General features: G+C 70.3%; 26 protein-coding genes, 1 tRNA gene and 2 pseudogenes. 15 read left to right on the top strand and 14 right to left on the bottom strand.

Annotated elements, in window-relative coordinates; translation table 11 throughout:
• Window positions 1–11: 11 nt before the first annotated feature.
• Window positions 12–347, top strand: a pseudogene (locus OG524_RS25075) (4'-phosphopantetheinyl transferase family protein); the annotation flags it as partial.
• Between the two features lie 111 nt (window positions 348–458).
• Here the strand turns inward: OG524_RS25075 and OG524_RS25080 are convergent.
• The 4 genes from OG524_RS25080 to OG524_RS25095 form a co-directional block, all read right to left on the bottom strand.
• Window positions 459–1,073, bottom strand: coding sequence for a DNA-binding response regulator (locus OG524_RS25080; RefSeq protein ID WP_405388611.1), 615 nt, complete (start codon window positions 1,071–1,073; stop codon window positions 459–461).
• Window positions 1,074–1,149: 76 nt separating this feature from the next.
• Window positions 1,150–2,349 (bottom strand): sensor histidine kinase, encoded by a 1,200-nt coding sequence (locus tag OG524_RS25085; protein ID WP_405388610.1) that lies wholly within the window; start codon window positions 2,347–2,349, stop codon window positions 1,150–1,152.
• 195 nt (window positions 2,350–2,544) lie between these two features.
• On the bottom strand, window positions 2,545–4,815 hold the full coding sequence (locus OG524_RS25090) for a TOMM precursor leader peptide-binding protein (protein ID WP_405811706.1): 2,271 nt from the start codon (window positions 4,813–4,815) through the stop codon (window positions 2,545–2,547).
• The gene (locus OG524_RS25095) at window positions 4,812–5,156 is read right to left on the bottom strand and encodes a hypothetical protein (RefSeq protein ID WP_405811707.1); all 345 of its coding nucleotides are present in this window, start codon (window positions 5,154–5,156) and stop codon (window positions 4,812–4,814) included. The genes OG524_RS25090 and OG524_RS25095 overlap by 4 nt, the downstream gene beginning before the upstream one ends.
• Window positions 5,157–5,405: 249 nt before the next feature.
• Here OG524_RS25095 and OG524_RS25100 point away from each other — a divergent pair, with 249 nt between their 5' ends.
• The 8 genes from OG524_RS25100 to OG524_RS25135 all read left to right on the top strand — a co-directional run bounded on the left by OG524_RS25100 (window position 5,406) and on the right by OG524_RS25135 (window position 13,956).
• Window positions 5,406–6,200 carry a BTAD domain-containing putative transcriptional regulator gene (locus OG524_RS25100; protein ID WP_405388607.1) on the top strand — a complete coding sequence of 265 codons (795 nt, stop codon included), beginning with the start codon at window positions 5,406–5,408 and terminating at the stop codon, window positions 6,198–6,200.
• 99 nt (window positions 6,201–6,299) lie between these two features.
• Window positions 6,300–7,889, top strand: coding sequence for an acyl-CoA carboxylase subunit beta (locus tag OG524_RS25105; protein ID WP_405388606.1), 1,590 nt, complete (start codon window positions 6,300–6,302; stop codon window positions 7,887–7,889).
• A gap of 267 nt (window positions 7,890–8,156) precedes the next feature.
• Entirely contained in the window at window positions 8,157–9,422 is a 1,266-nt protein-coding gene (locus OG524_RS25110; RefSeq protein ID WP_405811708.1) for a beta-ketoacyl-[acyl-carrier-protein] synthase family protein, read from the top strand.
• The gene (locus OG524_RS25115) at window positions 9,419–10,630 is read left to right on the top strand and encodes a ketosynthase chain-length factor (RefSeq protein ID WP_405811709.1); all 1,212 of its coding nucleotides are present in this window, start codon (window positions 9,419–9,421) and stop codon (window positions 10,628–10,630) included. Before OG524_RS25110 ends, OG524_RS25115 begins: the two co-directional genes overlap by 4 nt.
• Before the next feature lie 104 nt (window positions 10,631–10,734).
• Window positions 10,735–11,004, top strand: coding sequence for an acyl carrier protein (locus OG524_RS25120; RefSeq protein ID WP_405388603.1), 270 nt, complete (start codon window positions 10,735–10,737; stop codon window positions 11,002–11,004).
• Window positions 11,005–11,122: 118 nt separating this feature from the next.
• Window positions 11,123–12,898 (top strand): acyltransferase domain-containing protein, encoded by a 1,776-nt coding sequence (locus tag OG524_RS25125; protein WP_405811710.1) that lies wholly within the window; start codon window positions 11,123–11,125, stop codon window positions 12,896–12,898.
• Window positions 12,895–13,113, top strand: a complete 219-nt coding sequence (locus tag OG524_RS25130; protein WP_405388601.1) for a DUF6059 family protein — start codon at window positions 12,895–12,897, stop codon at window positions 13,111–13,113. Before OG524_RS25125 ends, OG524_RS25130 begins: the two co-directional genes overlap by 4 nt.
• Before the next feature lie 168 nt (window positions 13,114–13,281).
• Window positions 13,282–13,956, top strand: a complete 675-nt coding sequence (locus tag OG524_RS25135) for a formylglycine-generating enzyme family protein (protein ID WP_405393101.1) — start codon at window positions 13,282–13,284, stop codon at window positions 13,954–13,956.
• Window positions 13,957–13,989: 33 nt separating this feature from the next.
• Here the strand turns inward: OG524_RS25135 and OG524_RS25140 are convergent, their stop codons facing one another.
• Entirely contained in the window at window positions 13,990–14,613 is a 624-nt protein-coding gene (locus OG524_RS25140) for a hypothetical protein (RefSeq protein ID WP_405388600.1), read from the bottom strand.
• A gap of 144 nt (window positions 14,614–14,757) precedes the next feature.
• On the opposite strand from OG524_RS25140, the pseudogene OG524_RS25145 reads away from it, so the two are divergent.
• The 3 genes and pseudogenes from OG524_RS25145 to OG524_RS25155 form a co-directional block, all read left to right on the top strand.
• A pseudogene (locus OG524_RS25145) lies at window positions 14,758–14,895 on the top strand (HNH endonuclease); the annotation flags it as partial.
• Window positions 14,896–15,192: 297 nt separating this feature from the next.
• Window positions 15,193–15,558 carry a type II toxin-antitoxin system RelE/ParE family toxin gene (locus OG524_RS25150; protein WP_405812500.1) on the top strand — a complete coding sequence of 122 codons (366 nt, stop codon included), beginning with the start codon at window positions 15,193–15,195 and terminating at the stop codon, window positions 15,556–15,558.
• Window positions 15,555–15,872: a helix-turn-helix transcriptional regulator gene (locus OG524_RS25155; protein ID WP_360983777.1), complete on the top strand. Its 318-nt coding sequence runs from the start codon at window positions 15,555–15,557 to the stop codon at window positions 15,870–15,872. Before OG524_RS25150 ends, OG524_RS25155 begins: the two co-directional genes overlap by 4 nt.
• 98 nt (window positions 15,873–15,970) lie before the next feature.
• Here OG524_RS25155 and OG524_RS25160 read toward each other — a convergent pair whose 3' ends face one another.
• The 5 genes from OG524_RS25160 to OG524_RS25180 all read right to left on the bottom strand — a co-directional run bounded on the left by OG524_RS25160 (window position 15,971) and on the right by OG524_RS25180 (window position 19,836).
• Window positions 15,971–16,606, bottom strand: coding sequence for a hypothetical protein (locus OG524_RS25160; RefSeq protein ID WP_405388599.1), 636 nt, complete (start codon window positions 16,604–16,606; stop codon window positions 15,971–15,973).
• Between the two features lie 7 nt (window positions 16,607–16,613).
• Window positions 16,614–18,113, bottom strand: a complete 1,500-nt coding sequence (locus tag OG524_RS25165) for a hypothetical protein (protein ID WP_405811711.1) — start codon at window positions 18,111–18,113, stop codon at window positions 16,614–16,616.
• A gap of 16 nt (window positions 18,114–18,129) precedes the next feature.
• Window positions 18,130–18,609 carry a hypothetical protein gene (locus OG524_RS25170; protein ID WP_405812501.1) on the bottom strand — a complete coding sequence of 160 codons (480 nt, stop codon included), beginning with the start codon at window positions 18,607–18,609 and terminating at the stop codon, window positions 18,130–18,132.
• A 154-nt stretch (window positions 18,610–18,763) separates the two neighbouring features.
• Window positions 18,764–18,967, bottom strand: coding sequence for a DUF397 domain-containing protein (locus tag OG524_RS25175; protein ID WP_405388597.1), 204 nt, complete (start codon window positions 18,965–18,967; stop codon window positions 18,764–18,766).
• Window positions 18,964–19,836 carry a helix-turn-helix domain-containing protein gene (locus tag OG524_RS25180; protein WP_405388596.1) on the bottom strand — a complete coding sequence of 291 codons (873 nt, stop codon included), beginning with the start codon at window positions 19,834–19,836 and terminating at the stop codon, window positions 18,964–18,966. The genes OG524_RS25175 and OG524_RS25180 overlap by 4 nt, the downstream gene beginning before the upstream one ends.
• 188 nt (window positions 19,837–20,024) lie before the next feature.
• Between OG524_RS25180 and OG524_RS25185 the strand changes: the two genes are divergently transcribed.
• Together OG524_RS25185 and OG524_RS25190 are read left to right on the top strand one after the other, a co-directional pair.
• Complete coding sequence (locus OG524_RS25185) at window positions 20,025–20,696, top strand: ATP-binding protein (protein WP_405811712.1); 672 nt, start codon at window positions 20,025–20,027, stop codon at window positions 20,694–20,696.
• Window positions 20,697–20,946: 250 nt separating this feature from the next.
• Entirely contained in the window at window positions 20,947–21,285 is a 339-nt protein-coding gene (locus tag OG524_RS25190) for a type II toxin-antitoxin system VapC family toxin (RefSeq protein WP_405811713.1), read from the top strand.
• A gap of 79 nt (window positions 21,286–21,364) precedes the next feature.
• Here OG524_RS25190 and OG524_RS25195 read toward each other — a convergent pair whose 3' ends face one another.
• The 4 genes from OG524_RS25195 to OG524_RS25210 all read right to left on the bottom strand — a co-directional run bounded on the left by OG524_RS25195 (window position 21,365) and on the right by OG524_RS25210 (window position 24,497).
• On the bottom strand, window positions 21,365–21,793 hold the full coding sequence (locus tag OG524_RS25195) for a hypothetical protein (RefSeq protein ID WP_405388593.1): 429 nt from the start codon (window positions 21,791–21,793) through the stop codon (window positions 21,365–21,367).
• An 83-nt stretch (window positions 21,794–21,876) separates the two neighbouring features.
• A complete protein-coding gene (locus OG524_RS25200) occupies window positions 21,877–23,490 on the bottom strand; it encodes an MDR family MFS transporter (protein WP_405811714.1) in 1,614 nt (537 codons plus the stop codon).
• A 63-nt stretch (window positions 23,491–23,553) separates the two neighbouring features.
• Window positions 23,554–24,159, bottom strand: a complete 606-nt coding sequence (locus OG524_RS25205) for a TetR/AcrR family transcriptional regulator (protein WP_405388591.1) — start codon at window positions 24,157–24,159, stop codon at window positions 23,554–23,556.
• Window positions 24,160–24,425: 266 nt separating this feature from the next.
• Window positions 24,426–24,497 (bottom strand) — tRNA-Arg (locus OG524_RS25210).
• Window positions 24,498–24,675: 178 nt separating this feature from the next.
• Here OG524_RS25210 and OG524_RS25215 point away from each other — a divergent pair.
• Window positions 24,676–25,158 carry a response regulator gene (locus OG524_RS25215; RefSeq protein WP_405811715.1) on the top strand — a complete coding sequence of 161 codons (483 nt, stop codon included), beginning with the start codon at window positions 24,676–24,678 and terminating at the stop codon, window positions 25,156–25,158.
• The last annotated feature ends 86 nt before the right edge of the window (window positions 25,159–25,244 follow it).

Below are 25,244 nucleotides of genomic sequence, written 5' to 3' on the forward strand. Positions count from 1 at the left end.
CCGAGGAGATGATGGTCGTCGGCATCACCCGCCGGGGCCGCATCGGGGTGGACGTGGAGCGGGCCGACCGGCAGCTCGCGCACACCGGCTCGGAGAGCCAGGCCTGTACCCCGCACGAGAGGGCGCTGCTGGACGCGGGCGGCGACGGCGCGCGCAACGACGCGATGGTGAGGCTGTGGACCCTCAAGGAGGCGTACAGCAAGGCGCTCGGCCAGGGGCTGAGATTCCGTTTCACCGGGTTCGGCTTCTCGACCGAGGACGGTGTCACCCGGCTGGCCAGGCCGGACGGCTCTCCCGTGCCGGGCAGCGAGTGGCAGTTCGCGACCTTCCCGGCCGGTGACGGCTACGTCGTGAGCGTCGCCGTGTGCGACACCGGATTCGGGGAGCTGTCCGATCTCTCGGTGGCGACGACCCTGGACGCCGGGATGCTCGACACCCTGCTGGGCGCACCCGGGGCGTCAGGGGAGCCAGCCGGCGTCCTCGGCGATCCGGATGGCGTCGATGCGGTTGCGCGCGCCGAGCTTGCCGACAATGGCCGTGAGGTAGTTGCGCACCGTGCCCTTCGACAGGTAGAGGCAGCCGGCGATCTCGGCGGCGTCGGCACCGCGGGCCGCGAGCCGTAGGACCTCCAGCTCGCGCGGCGACAGCGGATTCTCGGGCGAGTCCCAGGCGGTCAGCGCGAGCTGCGGGTCGACGACCCGGCGCCCGGTGGCCACCGACCGTACGGCCAGGGCCAGCTGGTCCGGCGGCGAGTCCTTGAGCAGGAAGCCCGAGACGTGCGCGGACAGGGCGCGCCGCAGGGTGCCGGGACGCCCGAGACTGGTGAGGATCAGGGTGCGGCAGCTGGGCAGCTGCTCGTGGAGTTCGGCCGCGGCGGTGAGACCGTCGATCCCGGGAAGGTCGATGTCTATCACCGCCACGTCGGGTCTGGACGTCAGCGCGGTCGGCACGATCGTGTCACCGCGGTCCACCGCGGCCACCACGTGCAGATCCGGTTCCAGTTGGAGCAGTGCGATCAGCGCGCCACGGATCATGTGGACGTCCTCGGCGAGGAGGATTCTCACAGACAGCATCGTTACCCCCGGTCGGATGATGTGGCTCTCTTCGATCGAGCCGTAGGAGGCCCAGGGCCTCTCGTTCGGACAGGTGCTAGGCCACGGCGGTTCTCCCCGAGCCCGGCCCCGCGACCGGTGATTGGCTGTCGTGGTTCTGGGGTCTGGTAGGTGCCCACACCTCCAGGTGGAACGTGCCGTCCCCGCCGAGCCCCGCGCTGAGACCGCCTCCTATGGCGGCGAAACGGATGCGCAGGTTGTCCAGTCCGCTTCCGCCGTTCCGTGCGGAGAAGACGTCGGCCAGCTCGTACGGGTGGTCGTTCGTCAGACCGAGCCGGACCGTTTCCCCGTCCGTCTCGGCCTTGATGGAGCAGACCCGTACGCCACTGTGGCGGAGGATGTTGGTGACCCCCTCCCGGAGCGCCGTGGCGAGAACGGTGTCGACCACCGGATGCAGCCGCCCGCACGTCACGTCCACATCGGCACGCACGTCGGCCGCCGCGAGCACGGTTCCCGCCGACTCGGCCTCCTCGGACAGCGACATGTCCCGGTACCCGCTGGACACCAGGCGTACGTCCGACAGTGCCTGGCGCGCCACCTGGAGCAGCGAGGCGGTCTCCTCACGGGCCTTGTCCGGGCGGCTGCTGATGAGCCGTTGGATCAGTTCGCCCTTGAGCGTGATCGCCGAGAGGCTGTACCCGAGCAGGTCGTGGAGATCGCGGGCGAACCGCAGCCGCTCCTGCGTGACCGCCATCCTCGCCAGTTCCTCCCTGGTCGAGTACACCTCGTGCACCAGGTCGGTCAGGCGGGTCAGCCCGTAGATGACGAGACCGGTCAGGATTCCGGCGATGGTGAAGTACAGGACCAGGTCGACGGACGCCCCGGCACGCAGGTTGTAGACCGGGATGAACGCGATGAGCAGCCCGTAGGAGGGCCACGCGTACCGGGCCGGCAGCGTGAGCAGCAGGGAGGCGGCGAGCGGGCCCTGCATGCTGCCCCAGTTGGTCCCGAACCACACGAGCGGTGCGAAGGTGAGCACCGCCTGGACACCCAGCGCGCCGGCCTTCCAGCGGGTCGACCAGCGCCGGGCTCCGCCCGACGAGACCGCCACCTGGACGCCGTACACCGCGATGACCAGCATGACGCACGCGACGAGCTGGGTGGTGCCCGGCCTGGTCCGGACGACGTTCAGGATCGTCATCGTGCCATAGCAGGTGAGCGCCACGAGGATCACCGCCCGGGCGAGCAGCGGCGCCGGCGGCTGTGAACGCGGTGAGAACGAGGTACCGGAGGACATGGTCTCCGGCTTCCCCCTGTGCGCGTACGACATGTCCGTGACGGACCCCCCGGTCGTCGACCCTTGGTCCAAGGGTACTTTCGCGCCATCACGACTCGTCGGCACTGCCGCCTCCTTGCCAGGACCAGTAGTGGCGGACCGCATGCTATGTCGTCCGGTCAGCCGTCAGCCACTGGTTCCGGACGGCGACCTGATTCAGACGAAGAGTGGTACGGGGTTGATTTCTTCGTAGCGGACAGGACGCGCGTGACGTCCCAGCAGCACCGGTATGTCGAAGAGCCGGCCGGGGGCGAATCGGGCCCAGAAGTGCCGCATTCCCGGAACGATCACTTTAACCACGGGAAGTCCCACGTCGGGGCGGGTCTGGTCGAGGACCAGCAACTCCATTCCATGGGCACGTACCAATGAGTCCGCCCTTTCCACATCGTCCCGCAGATCGGTCCGGGCGGTATACGAAAAGTGCCCCGGAGTACGAGGACTTTCGGCTGGATCCGGTCGCAGGTATGGCTGATTTCCCACCGTTCCTGTGCGCCACCAGTCCGCGAGGCCGGGATCCGCGGAGCTGAGTTCGGGCGAGTCCTCGTCCGGGGGTAGCAGTTGAGCCATTTCCGTCACCGCCCGGCGCAGGGCCAGCCGCGGGTCGAAGTGCGCTCCGAATCCGAAGGAGATGCCCTGGGCGCCCCCGTCCGTGCGCCGGGACAGCGCGGCCATGACGGGAATGCCGAAGTCCGCGGTGAGGTCGAGCACCCACAGATCGCGGTGCAGCCGCGCGTACGCAGTCCGGGTCCGTGCCAGCCATGGTTCGTCGAAGGCGTCCAGGTCGACCGCGGGCTGACGGGTGCGGTTGTACCACCACAGGGCGACCGCGTCCCGCTCCACCACCTCCAGGAAGCCCTGGACGACGGCGTCCTCCGGACTGCTGCCCGCCGCGTTGCCGTTGGAGTCGGCCCAGGGCGCGGTGGGCACACCGCCCGGCCCGGCGCCGAAGTACAGCATCGAGGTGGGGAGCAGCCGGTGCGTGCCCGCGGTGAGGGACCACACGGGGGTCCAGTCGGCCGGCGCCTGCGGGTCGAACGGCGGGGGTACCTGCTGGAAGCGGGAGTTCCGGGCGTTCCACCCGTCCCGCTCACGGAACTGCCGGTCGGCGAACAACTGGCAGGTGTTGGGGTGCAGGGCGGCCGGGCCGAGCCCCGTGAGGGTGTCCCGCACGGTGGGCTCGTCCCCCTGGCGGGTTCCGCAGTACCGTTCCAGCGCCTCGCACAGCGCGCCGACCTCGGCCTCCTGCGGGGTGGTTCCCTTGCCCCCGCTCTGGCCCCGCAGCCCGCCGCGCAGTCCGGCCAGCGAACGGCTGTCCCCCAGAGCCATGTTGCGCCCGGCCACGTACCGGTTCAGGCCCTCGGGGGAGCCGGGCGCGGGACGCAGCTCCGACACGATCCCGGTGACCGGGTCGGCCAGGTGCCGGTAACGCTCCAGGACCGACGCCGCGCTGCCGGTGCGGTGGTTGCCGCCCACCGTGTGCGTCTTGGGGCTGGACCGCGGGACGAAGGGGCGGCGCACCTGCTCCGCGACGAGCCCGGGATCCCCGCACGTGGCGCACTGCGGGCGCCGCCGCACCGGATGCTGCCGGGTGCGCAGGGTACGGGAGTCCAGCGTGCACACGGCCCCCTGGCCCTCGTACCGCAGGCCCGCCACCCACTTCGACGTCTCCAGCACCGCGGTGTTCAGCCCCATGGCCCGTACGCTCGTGAGCGAGGCCTCAGGGACCTGCACCGTGCCCGCCAGACCCAGGGCGTGCATGACCGGGGAGCGGGAGGCGCGGTGCCCGCGTAGCCGGTGCGCCAGACACTCCCAGCAGGCGCCGTCGGCGTCCCCGAACACCGGCCCCACCCAGGTCTCCGCACCCCACGGCTTGGCCAGCAGCCAGGGCCGGCCCGCCGCGCGGTGGCGGGCGCCGATCTCCGCCAGCCGCGGGTCGAGATAGTCCTCGCACAGGACGAGGGCGAGCGCCGCCCGGTCCCCGGGGCCCGCCGTCAGCCGCAGCCCGGCGGCCTCGCACTCCGCCCGGGCCGCGGCGGCGTCCACCCGCCCCAGGACGACCAGCTCCACCTCCGTCGTGAGCAACGACGCGGTGGCGCTGGGTCCGTCGAGGCCGGCGCACTCCCAGTACGCCTCCGTCGGGGCGTCCACGGCCGGGTCGTGATAGCCGATCAGATCGGCCCTCGCCAGCTCGGCGATCATCCGGGCCGCGGTGGACGGGGTCAGCGACCCCGCCGCCTCCTCCAGCACACAGGTCAGGGTCCGGGTGCCGTCCAGCAGGGCCGCGAGCTCCTGGACCTCACGGCCCTGCAGCGCGGTCGTCCCCCGCTCGGACAGCAGGTAGACGGCGTCGCCCTCGATCGCCTCGACCCGCAGATGTCTCTTGAATCCCACCGGCAGTTCGCTGCCCGTCCCCCCGGAAGCGATCACGCACGGGCCGCCAGGGCCTCTTCCCCGGGCAGTGGCGTCATGCCGCTGTAGCAGCCGTAGAGCGTGGTGGTGCCGGGGCGGTCGAGCTCGTCGATGACCAGGCCGCCGGCGGCACCCTTCGCACCGAGGGCGCCCACGAACAGGTCCCCGTACACCGGTTCGGTCGCCGCGAGTCCGAACTCGGCGAGGACCGAGACCGGATCGTTCGTGTAGCGCTGGGCCAGCTCGGGCTCCAGACCGGCACGGGCGGTCAGCAGGGCGAAGCGGTGGTCGCAGGACTTCGGGGCGGCGACGGGGCCGCTTTCCTGGTGGGCGAGCTGCGTGTGCGTGGAGACGGTCATGAGGATTCCCTCCCGGGTCGGTTGGTACGAGTTCGAGTTCGTTGCACCGAGTGCCAGGATTCTGCGACGTGCCGCGGCGCCGGGCCCAGTGCCGGGCTCACCACTGGGGCATGACATTTTCATGTGCGCGCTCATGACCACCTCACTGGGACTCGAACGCCGCCGGTGCGAGGCTCGCCCCAGACTCCAGAGCCTGTGCCTGCCCGGTGTCGGGCCGGCCTCACAGCGCATGAAGGGGAGGGCGCCATTATGGAGATCAAAGTCCTGGGACCACTGACGGCCCGTGAGAACGGGGTGTCCGTCGTACCCACCGCGGCCAAGCCGCGCCAGATCCTGTCCCTGCTCGCCCTGCACTCCGACCGGGTCGTGACCGTGGCGACCCTGATGGAGGAGATCTGGGGCGAGGACATCCCGCGCAGCGCGGCCACCACGCTGCAGACCTACATCCTCCAGCTCCGCCGCAAGATCGCGGCTGCCCTCGACGGCGACCCGGCCCGTCAGGCCAAGGACGTCCTGATCACCCAGCACGGCGGCTACCTGCTCCAGGTGCAGCCCGGCCAGGTCGACGCCCACGAGTTCACGCAGCTCACCGCGTCGGGCCGGGCCGCGCACGAGGCGGGTGACCACCTCGCGGCATCCGAACTGCTGGGCCGCTCCCTGAAGATGTGGCAGGGCTCCGCACTCGTCGACGTACGCATCGGCACCGTGCTGGAGCTGGAGGTGCTCCGTATGGAGGAGGACCGGATGGCGGCCCTGGAGCGGCGCATCGACGCCGACCTCATCCTCGGCCGGCACACCGAGATCGTGCCGGAACTGCGGGTCCTGGTCGCCAGGCACCCCATGCACGAGAACTTCTGCGCCCAGCTCATGACCGCACTGCACCGCTCGGGCGGCGCCTGGCGGGCACTGGAGGCGTACCAGCGTCTGCGGGGGACGCTCGTCGACGAACTGGGGCTGGAACCCTCGGCCCGGCTCCAGCGCCTCCACCAGGCCGTGCTCTCCGCCGATCCGGCACTGGACCTGCAGGTCCCGGCCTCCGGCTGACACGGGGCCGGCCGTCGGTGCCGTCCCCGGCACCCGTCGGGGTACGTGCCGCGGCACGTTCTCCAGTCCGTCTCTAGCCGCCGTTCCTACGTTCGGCCGATGACGATCCTCGACGACCTCACGGTCACCCAGGCCGCCCCCGACCTCCGACGCGCCGCCGCGGAACTGCGACGGCTCAAGGAGGAGGTGAGCCGCGGACCCGATCCGGCGGCCACCCGGCGGCAGCACGACAAGAACAAGCTCACCGCGCACGAGCGGCTGGAACTCCTCTTCGACGAGGGGACGTTCACGGAGATCGAGCCGCTGCGCCGGCACCGGGCCTCCGGCTTCGGTCTGGAGGAGCGCAAGCCGCACGGCGACGGCGTCGTGATCGGCTGGGGCCTGGTCCACGGCCGCACGGTGTTCGCCTACGCGCACGACTTCCGGGTCTTCGCCGGAGCGCTCGGCGAGGCGCACGCCGAGAAGGTGCACAAGGTGATGGACCTGGCGGCGGACGCCGGCGCCCCGCTGGTCAGCCTCAACGACGGGGCGGGCGCCCGCATCCAGGAAGGCGTCACCGCGCTCGCGGGCTACGGCGGGATCTTCCGCCGCAACGTCGCGGCCTCCGGGGTCATCCCGCAGATCAGCGTGATGCTCGGCCCGTGCGCGGGCGGCGCCGCGTACTCCCCGGCCCTCACGGACTACGTCTTCATGGTCCGGGACACGGCGCAGATGTTCATCACCGGGCCCGACGTCGTGCAGGCGGTGACCGGCGAGAAGATCACCCACAACGGCCTGGGCGGCGCCGACGTCCACGCCACCACCTCCGGCGTCTGCCACTTCGCCTACGACGACGAGGCCGAGTGCCTGGAGGACGTACGTTTCCTCATCGCGCTGCTGCCGTCCAACAACCGCGAGATGCCGCCCTCGGTGCCCTGCGACGACCCGGCGGACCGGCTCACCGAAGCCCTCGCCGACCTGGTGCCGGCCGACCCGGGGCGCAGCTACGACATCCGCGCGGTGATCGAGGAGATCGTCGACGACGGGGAGACCTTCGAGGTCCACGAGGCGTGGGCGCCCAACATCGTGTGCGCGCTCGCCCGCCTCGACGGCCACCCGGTGGGCATCGTGGCCAACCAGCCGGCGGCCCTCGCCGGTGTGCTGGACATCCACGCCAGCGAGAAGGCCGCGCGCTTCGTCTCCACGTGCGACTCCTTCAACATCCCGCTCGTCACCCTCGTCGACGTCCCCGGCTTCCTGCCCGGCGTCGACCAGGAGCACAACGGCATCATCCGGCACGGGGCCAAGCTCCTCTACGCGTACTGCAACGCGACCGTGCCCCGGATCTCCCTCGTCCTGCGCAAGGCGTACGGCGGCGCCTACATCGTCATGGACTCCCGCTCCATCGGAGCCGACCTGGCGTTCGCCTGGCCCACCAACGAGATCGCCGTGATGGGTGCCGAGGGCGCCGCCAACGTCATCTTCCGCCGCGAGATCGCCGCGTCCGACGACCCGGAGGCGGTCCGCGCCCGGCGCATCGACGAGTACCGGACCGAGCTCATGCACCCCTACTACGCGGCCGAGCGCGGGCTCGTCGACGACGTCGTCGAGCCCGCGGAAACCCGCCGCATCCTGATCCGGTCGCTGGCCATGCTGCGTGCCAAACGTGCCGAAGTGCCGTCTCGTAAGCACGGAAATGTCCCTACGTAACCGGTCAAAAGGGCAGGTCCACGCGAACGCGAGTCCGGGTCTAGGGCGCGGACGTTCCATAGCTGCACCGGAAGCGGCGGCTCGTTACGAGCGTGCGGCCGACCGGTCCGGCCGGCCGGAGGGGTTCACACCCCGGACACCCTCCGGCCGCCGATACCGATTCACGACCCAGCAGTGATACGGACGAAGGGATCGACAGTGACCCCCACAATGCCAACCGGCAGGTGCGCCCAGCCGCATCCGGCCCCGTCGAAGGCCAGGTAGACCATGCGCAGAGTCGCCATCACCGGCCTGGGCGTCGTGGCCCCCGGTGGGGTCGGTGTCAAGGAGTACTGGAACCTGCTCACGGCGGGACGCACCGCCACCCGCAGGATCTCCTTCTACGACCCCTCCCCGTTCCGTTCGCAGGTCGCCGCCGAGTGCGACTTCGACGCCCTGGCCGCCGGCCTCTCCCACCAGGAGATCCGCCGCCTCGACCGGGCCGCCCAGTTCGCGGTGGTCTCCACCCGGGAGGCCCTGGCCGACAGCGGCCTCGACCTCTCCGCCCTCGACCCCGGCAGGGTCGGCACGGCCGTGGGCAGCGCGGTCGGCTGCACCACCAGCCTGGAGCGCGAGTACGCGGTCGTCAGCGACGGCGGCCGCAAGTGGAACGTGGACCACGAATACGCCGTACCCGAGCTCTACCGGCACTTCGTCCCCAGCTCCATCGCCGCCGAAGTCGGCCTGGCGGCAGGGGCGGAGGGACCCGCCGCGGTCGTCTCCACCGGATGCACCTCCGGTCTCGACTCGCTGGGCCACGCCGTGGAACTCATCCGCGAAGGCACCACCGACATCATGATCGCCGGTGCCACCGAGGCCCCGATCTCGCCCATCACCTCGGCCTGCTTCGACGCCATCCACGCCACCACCCCCCGCAACGACACCCCGGAGAGCTCCTGCCGGCCCTTCGACCGGACCCGCAGCGGACTCGTCCTCGGCGAGGGCGCGGCCATCCTCGTCCTGGAGGAGCTGGAGAGCGCCCGGCGGCGCGGCGCCCACATCTACGCCGAGATCGCCGGCTTCGCCTCCCGCTGCAACGCCTACCACATGACCGGTCTCAAGCCGGAGGGCCTGGAGATGGCGGAGGCCATCGACGTCGCCCTGGCCGAGGCCCGCCTCGCACCGGACACCGTCGACTACATCAACGCCCACGGCTCCGGCACCAAGATGAACGACCGCCACGAGACCGGCGCCTTCAAGCGCAGCCTCGGGGAGCACGCGTACCGCACCCCGATCAGCTCCATCAAGTCGATGATCGGGCACTCCCTCGGCGCCATCGGCTCCCTGGAGATCGCCGCCTGCGCACTCGCGATGGAGCACAGCATCCTGCCGCCCACCGCGAACCTCCACGAGCCCGACCCCGAGCTCGACCTCGACTACATCCCGCTGGTCGCCCGCGAGAAGAAGACCGACGTGGTCCTCAGCGTGGGCAGCGGATTCGGCGGATTCCAGAGCGCCATGGTGCTGGCCCGCCCGGAGAGGAGCACCTCATGACCACCGCAGTGGTGACCGGCCTGGGCATCACCGCCCCCAACGGCCTGGGAACCGAGGACTACTGGAAGGCCACGCTGGCCGGCGAGTCCGGTCTCGGACCCGTCACCCGCTTCGACGCCACCCAGTACCCCTCCCGGATCGCCGGGGAGGTCGGCGACTACGTCGCCGAGGAGCACATCCCCAGCCGGCTGATGCCCCAGACCGACCACATGACGCGCCTCGCGCTGACCGCGGCCGACTGGGCACTGGCCGACGCGGGCATCGACACCACCGACATGCCCGAGTACGGCATCGGCGTGGTCACCGCGGCGTCCGGCGGCGCCGTCGAGTTCGGCCAGCGGGAGCTGCAGAACCTCTGGAGCAAGGGCAAGGAGTACGTCAGCGCCTACCAGTCCTTCGCCTGGTTCTACGCCGTCAACACCGGCCAGATCTCCATCCGGCACAAGCTGCGCGGCCCCAGCGGCGTCCTGCTCACCGAACAGGCCGGCGGCATCGACTCCCTCGGCCACGCCCGCCGCCACATCCGCAAGGGATTCCCGGCCGTCATCTCCGGCGGCATCGACGCCGCGATCTGCCCCTGGGGCTGGGTCCCGCAGATCGCCTCCGGCCTGATGAGCACCGTGAACGACCCGGCCCGCGCCTACCTGCCCTTCTCGCCGGACGCGGGCGGCTACGTACCCGGCGAGGGCGGCGCGATCCTCCTCGTCGAGGACGCCGAGTCGGCCCGCACCCGCCAAGCCGCCACCGTCTACGGCGAGATCGCCGGATACGCGGCCACCCTCGACCCGGCCCCCGCCACCGGCCGCCCGCCCGGCCTGCGCAGGGCCGTCGAGAACGCCCTCGCCGACGCCCAGATCACCGCCGGGGACATCGACGTCGTCTTCGCCGACGCCGCCGGCGTCCCCGACCTGGACCGGGCGGAGGCACAGACCCTCACCGCGCTGTTCGGCGCGCACGGGGTCCCCGTCACCGCGCCCAAGACGATGACGGGCCGCCTGCTCGCCGGCGGTGCCGCCCTCGACGTGGCCACCGCGCTGCTCTCGCTGCGCGACGGCGTCATCCCGCCGACCGCCAACGTCGGCGCGCCGGACCCCGGCCACACCATCGACCTGGTCACCGAGGCACGCGAGGCGAATCTGCGCCACGCGCTCGTCCTCGCCCGGGGCCACGGCGGCTTCAACGCGGCACTCGTCGTACGCCGCGGCTGAACAGCACCGCACCCCCCCCACGCGCTCCACAGCCCCCACGAACCACCGGCACCACCGCCACACCGGAACGACCCATACGCCCAACCGAGAGGACGGCACCGACCATGAGCACCACGACCGCCACAGTGACCCTGGCCGACCTGACCCGCATGCTGCGCGAGAGCGCCGGCGAGGAGGAGGGCATCGACCTCGACGGTGACGTCATCGACACCCCGTTCATGGAGCTCGGCTACGACTCCCTCGCCCTGCTCCAGGTCATCGGGCAGATCCAGCGCGAGTACGGCATCGAGATCCCGGACGACGCCGTCGTCGACGCCGAGACCCCCGGCGCCCTCCTCGCCCTCATCAACTCCGGCCGGGCCACCACGGCCTGAGCCGGTCCCGCACGGCCGCCCCGCTTCTCGTCCCCCCGTGGGCGGGGCGGCCGTCACCGGCCTCACCACACCGATCCGTATCGATGGGGGCCCGAGCCGCGGCCCACGAGGAGGAACCATGTCGCTCACGCAACGGAGTGCGGTGGTCCGCCGGCTGATCGTCAGCCCCGGCTCCGCGCCGCAGCACCGCACCGCACCGGTCGTCGCCTCGGCCGCCGCCGTATCGGCCGTACTGCGCGCCTTCGGCCGCCCTCCCGAGGACCTGCCCGCCCGGACCGTCGTGCTCCTCGGGGCGGACACCCTCGACGGCATCGGGCCCGAGCACGAAGGCTTCACCGTCCGCATCGCGGACACACCGGGCCGCGCCCTGCGCCAGGCCCACCGGGAACTCCACGAAGGCACCGCCGACCTCGCCCTGGTCGCCGGCTTCGGCGAACCCGACCCCCAGACCATCACCGTGTACGCCGTCAGGCGGGCCGCCGAAGCCGTGGCCGACGGCGACGCGGTCCTCGGCATACTCGACGTCACCACCCCCGCGGGCGAGGACACCACCCCACCGCTGCGCCCCCTGACCGGCAACCCGCGCGGCACCGACCCCGACCGGCACCGGCTGGTCTGCTGGTCGGGGCAGAACGCGGACGACGAGATGCGGGTACGCGACGAACTCCTGCCGATGCTCAGCGGCGTACACCGCGAGATCTTCCCCGCCCTGCCCACCACCGTGCCCTGCGGCACCGCCCCCGGCCCGATCCGCGGCGCGGCCGTCACCGTCTCCGCGCTCGCCGCCCCGGCCGTGCACAAGGCCCGCGCCACCGACGCCTCACGCCCCCGTCCCGTGGCCCTGCTCTTCCCGGGCCAGGGCTCCCAGCACGCGGGGATGGCGGCCGGCCTCTACCGACGCGAACCCGTCTTCACCGCCGCCGTCGACGCCGCCCTCTCCCACATGGGCGAGGAGGGCCCCCGCATCCGCGCCGACTGGCTCGACCCGGCACGGGCCGCCATCGGCATCGACGACGTGCGGCGCGCCCAGCCCCTCCTGTTCGCCATCGACTACGCGCTCGGCTGCCTCGTCCTGAGCTGGGGCGTCCGCCCGACCGCGCTGCTCGGCCACAGCGCCGGCGAACTCGTCGCGGCCACGTTCGCCGGGGTCGTGTCGCTGCGGGACGCGGTCGCGATGGTGCTGGCCCGGGTCCGGGAGGCCGTGAAGATCCCGGCGGGCGGCATGCTCGCCGTCGCCGCGAGCGAGGAGCAGGTGCTCCCGTACCTGACGGCCGATGTCGCCGTCGCGGCCGTCAACGCCAACCAGCAGGTGATGCTGGCCGGTTCGAAGGACCCGCTCACCGAGGTCGCCGCCCGGCTCAAGGCGGACGGGCACACGGTGGTGACGGTCCCCGCCACCAGCCCCTTCCACTCGCCGGCCATGGCCCCCGCCTCCGACGCGGTGGAGGTCGCCTACCGCGAGATCCCCCTGCGCGAGCCGAAGATGGCCCTCTACTCCGGCTACACCGGAGCCCTGATGAGCCCTCAGGAAGCCCGCAGCCCCCGCTTCTGGGCCCGCCAGATCACCGACACCGTCTACTTCCGCAAGGCCCTGGACGAACTCCTGGCCGCCGACGACGTCCTGCTGGTCGAGGTGGGCCCCCGCCAGACGCTCACCGCGTTCGCCCGCCGGCACCGCTCCGTCCGCCTGGGCGCCGGTGCGGTGACCCCGATCCTCCCGGCACGGGCGGGAACCCCCGAGGCCGACCGCCAGTCGGTGCTCACGGCGGCGGCCCGCATCTGGACCGAGGGCCACGACCTGGACCTGAACGCGGTGTCCCGGCTGTGGACCTGGAGCGAGGAGGAGACGGCCCCGGCGGCACCCCGTGTCCCCGCGCAGGCACAGCTCGCATGAGACACGTGGCGCGGGCCCTGCACGAGATCCGCATGTCCCTGACGGCGGCCGGCTGGATCTGGCTCGGCCTCTCCGTCACGGGCCCGCCCCCGCCCCCGGCGGACCAGCCCCTGACCGGGCCGCCCGAGGGACATCCGGAACGGCTCTGCCCGGACGTACCGCTGACGCCGGGGGAGGCCGCGCTCCAGCGGCAGCTCACGGCACGGTGGCCGTAGGCCTCCTGCCCGGACCGGGCCGCACCCGAGGCGGTCCGGCCCGGTCCGGGGAGCCACACGGCGGCCCGCGCCCCCGCCGTATCGTGGGCGTCCGGGCAGCCGGCCGGCCGCCCCGGACGGAGAGGCTCCCGCGTGCACCCGCTCACCGACGACCAGATCGCCGCCTGGATGGTCCGGATCCCGGGCGGCACGGTGGACCTGCGCGACGACCGCCGGGGCACCCGCTGGCAGGCGGACGTCGAGCCCTTCCTGCTCGGCAGGCACCCCGTCACCGACCAACTGCACCGCGCGCTCACGGGATCGGACGCCGCCCCCACCGCGAGCGGAGCCTCACCCCTCACGAACATCAGCTGGCTGGACGCCGTCGACCTGTGCGACCGGTTCTCGGCGAGAGCCGGCCTGCGCCCCGCGTACTCCCGTGACGCACGGACCGGCGAGGTGACCTGGGACCGGACGTCCGACGGCTACCGCCTGCCGACCGAGGCCGAATGGCAGTACGCCTGCAAGGCGGGGACCACCGGATACCGGTACGGGGAGATCGACGCCATCGCCTGGTACGACGGCAACTCCGGGGGCCGGGCCCACGACGTCGGCTCCAAGTCGCCCAACGCGTGGGGGCTGCACGACATGCTGGGCAACGTCTGGGAGTGGTGCTGGGACGTCTACGACGAGGAGGTCTACGGCTCCTACCGCATCTTCCGAGGCGGTGGCTGGGCCGAGTCGGAGCGCGGCTGCGGCGCCACCGTACGCCGCCGGAGCCACCCCACGTTCGCCATCGACGACCTGGGCCTCCGGCTGGCCAGAGGTCCGCTCGGGCCGACGGCTGACCGAACGGCGGACTGAGACGACCGGCCGGGCCCGCCCTCCGCCGGCACGTCAGTGCGAAGGCCCCATCAGCGCGGAGGCCGCCAGGAAGTAGCCGACGACGAGGGCCGTGTGCAGGAACACGACACCCCACGGATGCGCGTGCCACCACGGCAGCCGGACACCGGGGAACGCGGCCCGCAGCTCCTTGGGCGACGAGGCCGGTGAGTCGGACACCGGTATGCCCCGCAGCCGTCGCGCGAGCCGTTCCGTGTCGGCCCGCTGCCAGGGCCGCATGTCGAGCACGAAGGGGCGGGCCACGTCCGAGGTGATGACCATGCGCCCCGGCGTCGGGGTGAGGGGACCGGCGCCGAAGGTGATGGGGTGCAGGCCGGTCAGGAACTCCACCGGTACGCGGTAGACGGAGACCCCGAACGCGTTGTCGATCCGGAGTTCGTCCTCGACGACCGCGACCTGGGCCAGGGAGGAGCGCAGCGCCGTCATGACGAGGACCACCACCACGGGCAGCACGATCAGCACGACGCTCGGGACCAGCCACTCGATACCGAACTCACCGATCAGCAGGGCTCCCAGCGCACAGAGGGCCGGGACACCGACCACCCCGTACAGCGCCAGCCGCTTGCGATGGACCGCGTTGTCCGGCCGCACGACCACGCGCGCGCCTGCTCCCGCCATGACATCCCCCTGGATTCCCTGACCGACCGCGCCAGCATGACGCCGATCCGCACCCGACGACAGAGGGTCCGGCGAAGACGTAAGGGGCGGCAGTCGGGCCCGGAGAGAGACTGGTGAAGTGCATGGCCTCGGAGAGACCCTGATATGTCCCCACTCGTGGTCCAGCAGCCTGCCAGCTCCTGCCGTGGGCACAGTGTTGGTACGCCTCACGACGGGCCTGGTGTGTTGTCTAACCTTCTGTGCCTCTGCCCCAACCACCATGTCGAATTCGACAGGCTCGCCATCTACATCGACGAGGACTGGGCGGACAGGCGAAACTCGACCGGTGCTGTCGACTACCAGCTGAATCTGCACGCCGACCACGTCATTGAGCAGGAGCGTCTTCGGTATCACCGCGGGCTGTGCGGACGCCTCCTGCCGCAGCGGAAGTCGCTGCGGCTGCTCAATGAGGCAGAGGCGCCATGGCCAGTGATCGCGCACGCCCCGAATTCCGTCACCCGGAGCTACGGACCCAGGGACCCGTCTCCGCACCGATTACCTCTCTCACCCATGGGGTATAGGAATAGCTATACTCGCCATGTGGACAAAGAGTGGGAGATCTTCCTCGCGGACGAGGTGCGTGAGTGGATCGGGGGTCTCGACGGTCAGACGCATGCCCGGGTGGTACAGGCGCTGGATGCGTTGGCAGAGGGAGGCCCGGGGCTGGGACGCCCGCTGGTGGATACCATCCATGGCTCGTCGATGGCGAACCTGAAGGAGTTACGTCCTGGCACCGTGCGGATCCTGTTCGCCTTCGACCCGTGGCGCTGCAGCATTCTGCTGGTTGCGGGAGACAAGGCGGGCCGATGGAATGAGTGGTACCGGGAAGCGATTCCCTTGGCCGAGCAGCGTTACGAGACGTACGTGAAGGAACGAGCTCAGGAAGAAGAAGGAGGACAACCGTGAGCGGGTACACGCGCTGGCAGGACATCCGCGCCGAGCATGTTGCGCGCGCCGGCGGCGAGGAGGCCGTGCGCGCGGGCAAGGAGGAGCTTCTTGCCGAAGTCACCGGGCGTCGCCTGGCGGAGCTGCGGCGGGCACGAGGTCTCACGCAGCAGCAGGTGGCCGACCGGATGGGCATCACCAAGGGACGGGTGTCGCAGATCGAGCGCGGCAATGTCTCCGGGCAGGATGTTCTTGCCCGTTTCGCGGCCGCTCTGGGTGGGCGTCTGCATCAGGCGATCTACTTCGATGACGGAGACATCTCAGCCATCGCCTGACAACGGTAAACCTCCACCCCGCCCATCCTCGGGATTCCCCGGGTGAGGAGCCGCGACAGGCCGTAGGCCCGACGGTCGTGACATGCCCCTCACGGCTACTACGGGGCCTTGCTCGCGGGTGCGGGTGGGGGCGTCACGGACGGTTCGATGGTCGACCGGACGTAGATCCGCGTGGTGCCGGGTGTGAACTCGTGGGCGAAGAGGTCGACACAGCGCTGGAGGTACTGGCCCTCCGGGGTCGCGAGGTCGTCCGGGCACAGGCTGATCCTTCGCAAGCCCTGGACGAACGTCTCCGGTTCGGGCAGTCCGAGGTGGCCGAACGCTGCCGCAGGACGGTAGTCCTTCTCCTCGGGATGAAAATTCTTGATCATCTCGGTACCGTCCTCGATGAGCCGGCCGGTATACGTCTCCGCATCGTCGGCCGGGAGGACGAAGGACAGCAGACCGGTGTCGTAGCGCTCCCCGACCTTGTACCCCGCCCGACGGTCCGATGCCGTGGCCGGAATGCGGATGCCCATCCGGTCGCTCATCCAGGCAGGCGTGGCTCCGTCTTCCCAGCAGCAGGTCATCTCCTTGTCCAGCAAGTCCGAGGAGACCTTCTCCGTGACGCAGGAGACCACACCGATGGTGGCAGCGGCGCAGGCGAGAAGCACCGACAGGACGACGACGGCGACAGGCATGCGACGGCGGCGTACGGCCGGCTCGCCGGCAGCGATCTTGCTGAAGCTCTTCATCGGTCCTCTATCGCGCTTCCTGCTGCTCACGGCCCGGATCCGTGCGGTCGCCCTCGCGCCCGGATTCGTCCGGCGCGGGCAGGGGCTCCTGGTTCGGGGCGGATCCGCCCAGATCGTAGTGCTTGACGGAGCTGCTGCCCGCCATGTCGAACTCCTGGGCGACTCCCGTGGTGTGGAGGCGGGCCATCCGACCGTCCGGAATGCTCAGGGCGCTGCCTCCGGGGACGTCGATGGTCACCCCCTTGTCCTCGTCCCAGTTGTAGCGGTCCCACGCATTGGCCTGATAGTCGAGACCGACCTTGGGTTCGCCACTTGCGTCCGGCACCACGGTGACCACCCCGGTCACGTTCGATCGGGTGGCACCGATCGCGTAGAACCAGTTCTCATTGACGTTCTTGGAGAAGTTGAAGTCCCGGTTACCGGTTTCCACCGGTATGGAGACCGGCTGTCCGCCGTTCTTCCTGAACTCCGCGAGCGCCTCCTCGCGCCATTCGTTCTGGCGTTCCCTGATGCTGTTCTCGATATGAGCACTGAAGCGGGGTACTTCAGACAGCATCTTGTCGACGGGTAGCTCCATGTCCGTCCCGCTGTTCCCCAGGTAATGCGCCATGTGCCGGGCAGCGTCGTTGTCGCCCTTCCAGTCGGCAGCCTCGGCGATCAGATTCATCTTCTCCCGGGTCCTGCGCTCCTCCGCTCCGGGTTCCTCGGCGCCATGACGCCCGGAGCCTCGGTCGGGGGCCGCCTGCTTGACGGAGGGGGCGAGAAGTCCCGCCGCGAGGAGGTCGTCCTTGTGCCCGGTCCACAGTTCCGCACGGGCCTGAGGGCTCAGCGACGACCAGAGCCGCCGCAGTTCGGCCCGCTGAGCTGTGTTCGCGTCGTCACCGAGCGAGGCGAGTTTCGTGGCACGGGGCAGCTGATCCTCGTCCAGCGAGGTGTACGTCGCGTGGCCCGCGTTGTGCGGGTCGCCACCGTGGCTTCTCTTCAGGGCCCGGGTGACGGCTGCGTCGATCTCCGCCGCATGGGATACGAGCCCCGTGAGCGTGTCGGCGTACCACTGCATCAGGTCTTTGGTGCGCTGGGAGGTCCCGTCGACGCCACAGAACGCCTCCGTGACCTTCACCGTGCCGTTGGGGCCATCCGTCACCAGCAGCCCCGGATCAGGGCCCGCATCCCGTGTGGGATCGCCCTTACGGGCTTCCGCCGACAGCTCCCTGGCCCGCTTCTGGACGTGTGTCAGTTCTGCGTGGGAATCCCGGAGGACAGCGGCGATGCTCTGGGTCTCCAGGTGGAGGTCTGCGACCTCCTTGGCCGTCTTGCGGACGAAGTCCTTGGTGACAGACGCATTCAGTCCTGCCCAGTCGGCCCCGTCGGACATGAGTAGGAGGCCGCTGTAGGTCTCGGTTGTCAGCTTCTCCAGGCCGGTTGCTGTCGACGCCCAGTCACCGGCCGCCTCGCCCAGCTTGCTCAGGTTCACTTCGATGAGATCCGTGTACGAGAACGTACCCACGTTTGCCTGCCCCCGCTCACTTCACGTACTTCAGGATCTCCGACACCGGTACGGCGGAACCGTCTCTTCGCGTGAGGGCGGCGGCGATCTCCGCCTCGTCGTTGGCGTGTGCCTTCTTCGAGTAGTCCAGGTGGTTGGAGATGTGAGCGCACATCTGGAGGACCGTCTTCACCTGCGAGCTCCAGACTTCGAGGGTGGTGTACAACTCACCGCCCGCGCTGAGGTTCCGGCCCTGCAACTCCGCTGCGGCCCGGGCAGTCGTCCCCGCCCCGGCCTTGTCGATACCGGCCCCCGCGATGTCGGCGCGCTTCTGCAGCTCGCCGTGGATCCGGAAGGCCTCGTTGCCGACCGCGCCCAGGTCGTCCTGGTGGACCACGAGATCGGCATCGGTCCCGGACGCGGTGCTGCCGGCCCCGGTCGTGTTGAGCCTCATCTGCGTGGAGTGCCGCTCCTGGGCATCAGCCTTGAGCGCTGCCCAGTCGTCGTCGAACGTCATGAGTCCCCCGACCCCGATCGATGCCAACGTGTCACCCTAGCAACGAGGTTGTGACCCGATCACCCGGATATCGCCGTTGCCCAGTCGTTCGGGCAGAGGTACCTATGAGTGGTTCCGGAGGCGTCCGGATCACCCGCAGGTGACGGGTCCGGGGTCAGACCAACTCGCTGACGAACGCACGCCAGGCGTCGTGGCCGAAGGCGAGGACGGGGCCGGCGGGACGCTTGCTGTCGCGTACGGGGACGAGGTGGGGGAGGTTGTGGGCCACCTCGACGCACTCGCCCTGGCCTCCGCTATAACTGCTGGTGTGCCAGGCGATGTTGGCGAGGTCCGGCAGTGCGCGGCGTTCCTGACTCATGGTCTGTACTCCTTGGCGATGCGTCGGATCAGGCTGAGTGAGTCCGTCGGCGGCAACGCTGAGGTGCGCGCGTCATCGAAGAGATCGCGGTAGCGCGAGACTTCGGATTCCCGCTCCATCCAGATGTTGCCAGTTGGAGTCTCAGTCAGTACGAGATCGAGCGCTGACACCCGCGGAAAGCTCAACAGTAGGTACGGACCGAACATACCCGGATGCGCGCCGCGGGAGAACGGCAGCACCTGGACGGTGACATTGGGCTGTTCGGCGAGACCGGCCAGGTGATTCAGCTGGTCGTGCATGACGGTTCGGTCGCCGACCTGCTGGTGCAGGACGCCTTCTGCGAGGACCGCCCAGAGGTCCAGCGGGTCGTCACCCGTCAGACGCTCCTGTCTGGCCAGTCGAACTTGTACGAACCGGTCGATCTCCTCCGCTGTCTGCCATGCCCGAGAGGCGACCGTTACCGCCCTCCCGTACTCGGGAGTCTGGAGCAGTCCAGGGACCAGCTGAACCTGGAACGTTTTGATGCTGTCGCAGATCGTTTCCATCTCGATGTAGTCGCGGTAGGTGTCTGCGAGCACCGACCCGTACTGATGCCACCAGCCTTCACGCCGACGCCTGTTGGCGGTGCGAGCGAGTGACGCCAGGCGCTCGCGTGCGTCCGGCTCGGCAACTTCGTAGGCGTGTATCAGGGCGACCAGGTCGGGTGTGCGAACAGGTACGTGACCGTTTTCGATGCGGCTGATCTTGCCCTTCGTGCAGTCGAGGACCTCGGCCGCCTCTGCTGTGGACAACCCCGCTTGCTCACGGAAGCGGCGTAGTTCGTCGCCGAGTTGGCGCCCGAGAACGGTGGATGGCTTTACGGATGGCATGCACCATTCCCTACCAGTCGGCAGGGCTCCGTGTCCTCGGAACGCACGAAGGGGTGAATTGAGCGACAGCAATCCATTCAACGTTGCGCCAGTATCAAGTGTCCATGCACTCTGTGATGGCTGATCTACCGAACGTCACCTTTGTTCCGGTGTTCGCGACGCCGCAACCGCAGACCTCAAGGAGCGTCATGGCAGAGCCTTCCGGCTTCCACGAAATCAGCTTTCGGCTGGTCCGTAGTCGCAGCAGCGCCCCCAGAGCGCGAGCCGTCCTGCGGGCCAGACTCGGTGAGTGGCGGGTGGAGCAAGCGGTGGCCGAGACAGGCGAGTTGGTGCTGTCGGAGCTCGTGACCAACGCGCTGCGGGCCCCCGCGCCCGGCGACCGGATGGTGGGCGTACGCATCGAGTGCCGGGAGCGGGGCGGGCTGCTGCGGCTGGAGGTGAGTGACGCGGGGGAGGGGCGCCCGGTGGTGCGACGGCCCGGTGCGCTGGATGCGGCGGGGCGTGGGTTGCTGCTCGTGGAGGCCCGGGCCCACCGCTGGGGTGTGGACGAGCGGCAGGCCGATATCGGGAAGACGGTGTGGGCGGAGCTGTTGGCCCCCGGCATCGTCCCCGCGTCAGGGGAGGCCGAGGTCGCGGCGGTGACCGTCCGGGCCGGCCAGAGCGTACGGGTCGGGGGAGTCTGGCGAACGGTCCGCAGCATGCGGAGCGAGCGGTACTCCTCCGGTGGGCTCTTCGTCGTCATCGGCCTGGACGAGGGCCCCGCCCTGCGGCTGCAGGCCGGAGAAGCGGTGACGGTACGGACCGGGGGAGCGGGTGTGTCCCGCGCCATGGAGGGGGCGGGTCCGGTGAGCTCGTCGTGAGGTGGCTGTGGAAGAGGCTCCGCCCGCGTCGTGTGGAGGCTGCCTGGTCCAGGTTCTCCGGCACGTCGAAGCAGGTGGCCGGCGGCCGGCCGTTCGTGATCAGTACGTCCGGTGAGTCGGTGCCGGGGGTGCCGGCCCGGAGGAGGCCGGTGTGCCGTCAGGGCCGGGGCTCGCTTCGCGGGCGCATCCGTATCCCGGTCACCTTCGACGACCCGCGCGCAAGCATCGCCGAAGCGTTCGGGGTGCGCTGATGACGTACCTGCTCGATACCCGCGTCATCCTGTGGTGGATGGCCGACGCTCCGCACCTGTCCGACCGGATCAAGGACCTGATCGACACCGAAGCCGCCGTACACATCAGCGCGGTGTCTCCGTGGGAGATCACGGTCAAGCAGTTCCTCGGTGAGTTCGAGGGGCCGGGCGACCGGGCCGAACAGGTGCGTGACCTGCCCTTCACCAGCGTTCCGGTCACTGCCGCCCATGGGGTACGGGCAGGGCGGTTGCCGATGCTGCACACCGACCCCTTCGACCGGATACTCGTCGCGCAGGCGCAGGCCGAGCAGTTGGTCCTGGTCACCCGGAACACCTAGATCCCCCGGTACGACGTACCGGTCGTGCGGGTCTGACCTGAATCGGTCCGGCAGCTGCACGGACCCCGGGCCCCGCCGTTCAGAACCCGGCGGGGCGGCTTCGCTTCCCGGGCGGCCGGGATGCCCGCCGGCCCGGCCAGGTCGCCCAGCGCAGCCGGTCGGCCTCCTCCGGCGGCAGCAGGCCCACGGCGGTCAAAGCCGCCCGGGCCGCCTGCCGGCCGGCGATCCGGTAGCCGTACTCGGACGAGTCGACCTCGTGGAACGAGCCGTCCGTGACCAGTACCGCGGCCGCCACCCCGTCCAGCCCCTCCAGCAGCCCCGACCGCAGGGCGGGCAGGAACTCGGCGGGCAGGCGCTTCTCCGGGACGACGCTGAGCAGCTCGAACCCGCCGCCGGGGCAGGGTGGTTCGAACCGAGCCACGATGTGGGCGTACGGCCCGCAGGACCCGATGTTCATCAGGACGCGGACACACACGTCGGGTACGGGGGAGGGAAGACGGCCGGTCATGGATGCCACCGTACGTTCACAGGCAGGCCCGTCCACCGCGCGTACGCACGACGAACGGGCCTGCCCGGACGGGTGGTTCGAGATCAGCGCGTGGAAGTGGCCGGGGTCTTGGCCGCCGCTGCCGCGGCGTTCTCCTCCGCGAGCCGTTCCATGCCGCTCTGCGTCTTGAGCGGCTTCTCCTTGATGAACAGGACCGCGATCAGGGCCAGGAACGCGAACGGGGCCCCGATCAGGAAGACGTCGGCGGTCGCGACGCCGTACGCCTGCTCGACGACCTCCCGGACCGGTTCGGGAAGGGTCGCGAGGTCGGGCACGCTGTGCCCGGCGCCTCCGCCGTCCGCCGACGCGCCGAGGCCCTTCTCCATCTCGCTCGCCACCCGGTGGCCGAGCACGGCGCCCAGGGCGCTCGTGCCGATCGCGCCGCCGAGGCTGCGGAAGAAGGACAGGACCGACGTCGCCGCACCGAGCTCCGACGCAGGGACGTCGTTCTGCGCCGCCAGCACCAGGTTCTGCATCAGCATGCCGACACCCACGCCGAGGACCAGCATGTAGACGCTGAGCACCCCGAACGAGGAGTCCGCGCTGATCGTGGACAGCAGGCACATGCCCGCCGTCATGGTGATGCCACCGGCGATCAGGAAGCCCTTCCACTTGCCCCGGGAGGAGATGATCTGCCCGGCGACGGTGGTGGAGAGCATCAGGCCGAGAATCATCGGCAGGCTCATCAGACCGGCCGCGGTCGGCGACTTGCCGAGCGAGGTCTGGAAGTACTGCGAGAGGAACACCGTGCCGCCGAACATGGCCACGCCGACGAACAGGCTCGCCACCGTCGTCAGGGCCACGGTGCGGTTGCGGAAGATGTCCAGCGGGATCATCGGCTCGTCGACCCTGGCCTCGACCATGACCGCGGCGACCAGCAGGACCACACCGGCGCCGACCAGGGCCGCGGTCTGCCACGACAGCCAGTCGAACCGGTTGCCCGCGAGGGTCACCCACAGCAGCAGCGCGCTGACGCCGCTCATGATGAGGACGGCACCCACGTAGTCGATCTTCACTTCCCTGCGGACCGTGGGCAGCCTCAGCGTCAGCTGGAGCAGCACGATCGCGAGCAGGGCGAACGGTACGCCGATGAAGAAGCACCAGCGCCAGCCCAGCCAGGAGGTGTCCACCAGGACACCGCCGATGAGGGGCCCCGCGACGGTGCCGACGGCGAAGACGGCGCCGAAGATGCCGGAGTAGCGGCCGAGTTCACGCGGCGGGATGATCGCCGCCATCACGACCTGGGCGAGCGCGGTGAGACCGCCCGCGCCGATGCCCTGCACCACCCGGCTCACGATGAGCACGCCGACGCTGTCGGAGAAGCCGGCGACCAGCGAGCCCACGACGAACATCGCGAGCGAGATCTGGATGAGCAGCTTCTTGTCGTAGAGGTCGGACAGCTTGCCCCAGATCGGGACCGTCGCCGTCATCGCCAGCAGCTCGGAGGTGACGACCCAGGTGTAGGCCGACTGGCTGCCGTTCAGGTCGGAGATGATCCGGGGAAGGGCGTTGGCGACGACGGTGGAGGCCAGGATGGCCACGAACATGCCGGCCATGAGGCCCGACATCGCCTGGAGTATCTGGCGGCGCGTCATGGCCGGTGGGGCCGCTTCGAACGCACCGGGGGGACCGGTTTCGGGTGTGACGGCAGCGGACATCGGCTGACGTTCCTCATTCTCTGGTGAAGGTGAAGGGGCCCCGTCGGGGGCCTCGGACGTACTTCAGTCGCTCAGACCGGCGGCCAGCGACGCGAACGCCTGCCGGTAGATGCTCTGGAACGTGCGGGTGCGGCCGGAGGCCACCCAGAGCTCCACGGCGGCGCGGACGGCGGCGTACGACACATGGGCGAGGAGCCTGGGGGAGAGGTCGGAATCGGGATCCTTGCCGAGGCGTTCGGCCAGGACGGCCACCAGCGCGGCCTCGTCGGCGCACCGGGCAGCCACGAATCCGTTCATCAGCGACGGACTCTTCCGGAGCGCGGCCGTCTGCAGCTCCCAGCGTTCGTGGTCCTGCTCGATGTCGGCGAGCTCCTGGCCTATCGCCTCACGCAGGGCGTTCAGCGCCGAGAGCTCCCGCGGCGCGCTGAGCACCGCCTGACGCGCCCGCTCGGCACTGCCCTGGTCGGGCCGGGTGATCGCGTCTTCCAGGCACGAGAAGTAGTTGAAGAAGGTGCGCACGGATACGCCGACCTCATCGGTGACCGCCTCCACGGTCACGCCCTCCATCCCGTGCTCCGCGGCGATGCGCAGCGCGACGTCCGCGAGGGCGTCACGTGTCGCGCGCTTCTTGCGTTCACGCAGCCCGACGGGCGCGGCATCGGCAGTCATGAAGATGCATACTATGCAATTTTGCGCAGTGTGCAAAACGTTTTGGGCGAGATTCGGCCGTAGGTCCCTTCCGTCACTACGAAGAACTGAAACCGACGGGCTCAACCCGCCCCGAACGAACCGGACATGGGCCTTCGGCGGGCGCGACCGCGCGCATCCGCGTGGGCATGGGGATCGCGGGGACAGGGGGGATGTGGGGGCACATGAAAAAGGCCTCCTGTCCAACGTGACGTTGGTCAGAAGGCCTTTCGGCACTTCCTGCGAAGTGCCCCCGGCAGGATTCGAACCTGCGCACCCGGCTCCGGAGGCCGATGCTCTATCCCCTGAGCTACGGGGGCGTTGTCGCTGCGCTTGGCGGCGACGAGTGAAACCCTACCAGCTCCGACGGGGTGTCCGGGAACGGGTATTTCACGCGTCGGGCCCCCGGTCCGGGGTGGTCGGGCGGCCCCGCCGCCCCACGGAGAACCGGGCGCCGAACCGGTTCCGGCGGCCACCGGCCGGCCCTCCGGGACGGAAGTGGGCGAAAGCCGGACGCGGCCCCTCCGGCCGACCTACCCTCGAAGGGTGTCAGGGGCGTACGGCCGCGTGCTTGTTGTCGACGACAACAAGGTCATCCGGCAGCTGATCAAGGTCAATCTCGAGCTGGAGGGCTTCGAGGTCGTGACCGCGGCCGACGGTGCCGAGTGCCTGGACCTCGTGCACCAGGTCTGCCCCGACGTCATCACGCTCGACGTGGTGATGCCCCGGCTCGACGGGATCCAGACCGCGATCCGGCTCCGGGCCGACCCGAGGACCCGCGACCTGCCCGTCGCCGTCGTCAGCGCCTGCACGCCGTACGAGGTGGACTCCGGGGTGGCCGCGGGGGTCGACGCGTTCCTCGCGAAACCCTTCGAGCCGAGCGAGCTGGTGCGGATCGTCCACCGGCTGATGCGCGGTGAGGACACGCCGTCTCTCGACGGCAGACACGGCGCCGGGAGGGCCGGAAGCCCGGCCGGGTGACCGATGCCACCCTCCGCAGGACCCGCACGGATGCCCGGATGGCGAAACAGGGTCGCGAAGTGCCCCCCTTCCTCCCATACGCTGGT

The organism is Streptomyces sp. NBC_01520 (genome assembly GCF_045040375.1).
Classification (GTDB): Bacteria; Actinomycetota; Actinomycetes; order Streptomycetales; family Streptomycetaceae; genus Streptomyces.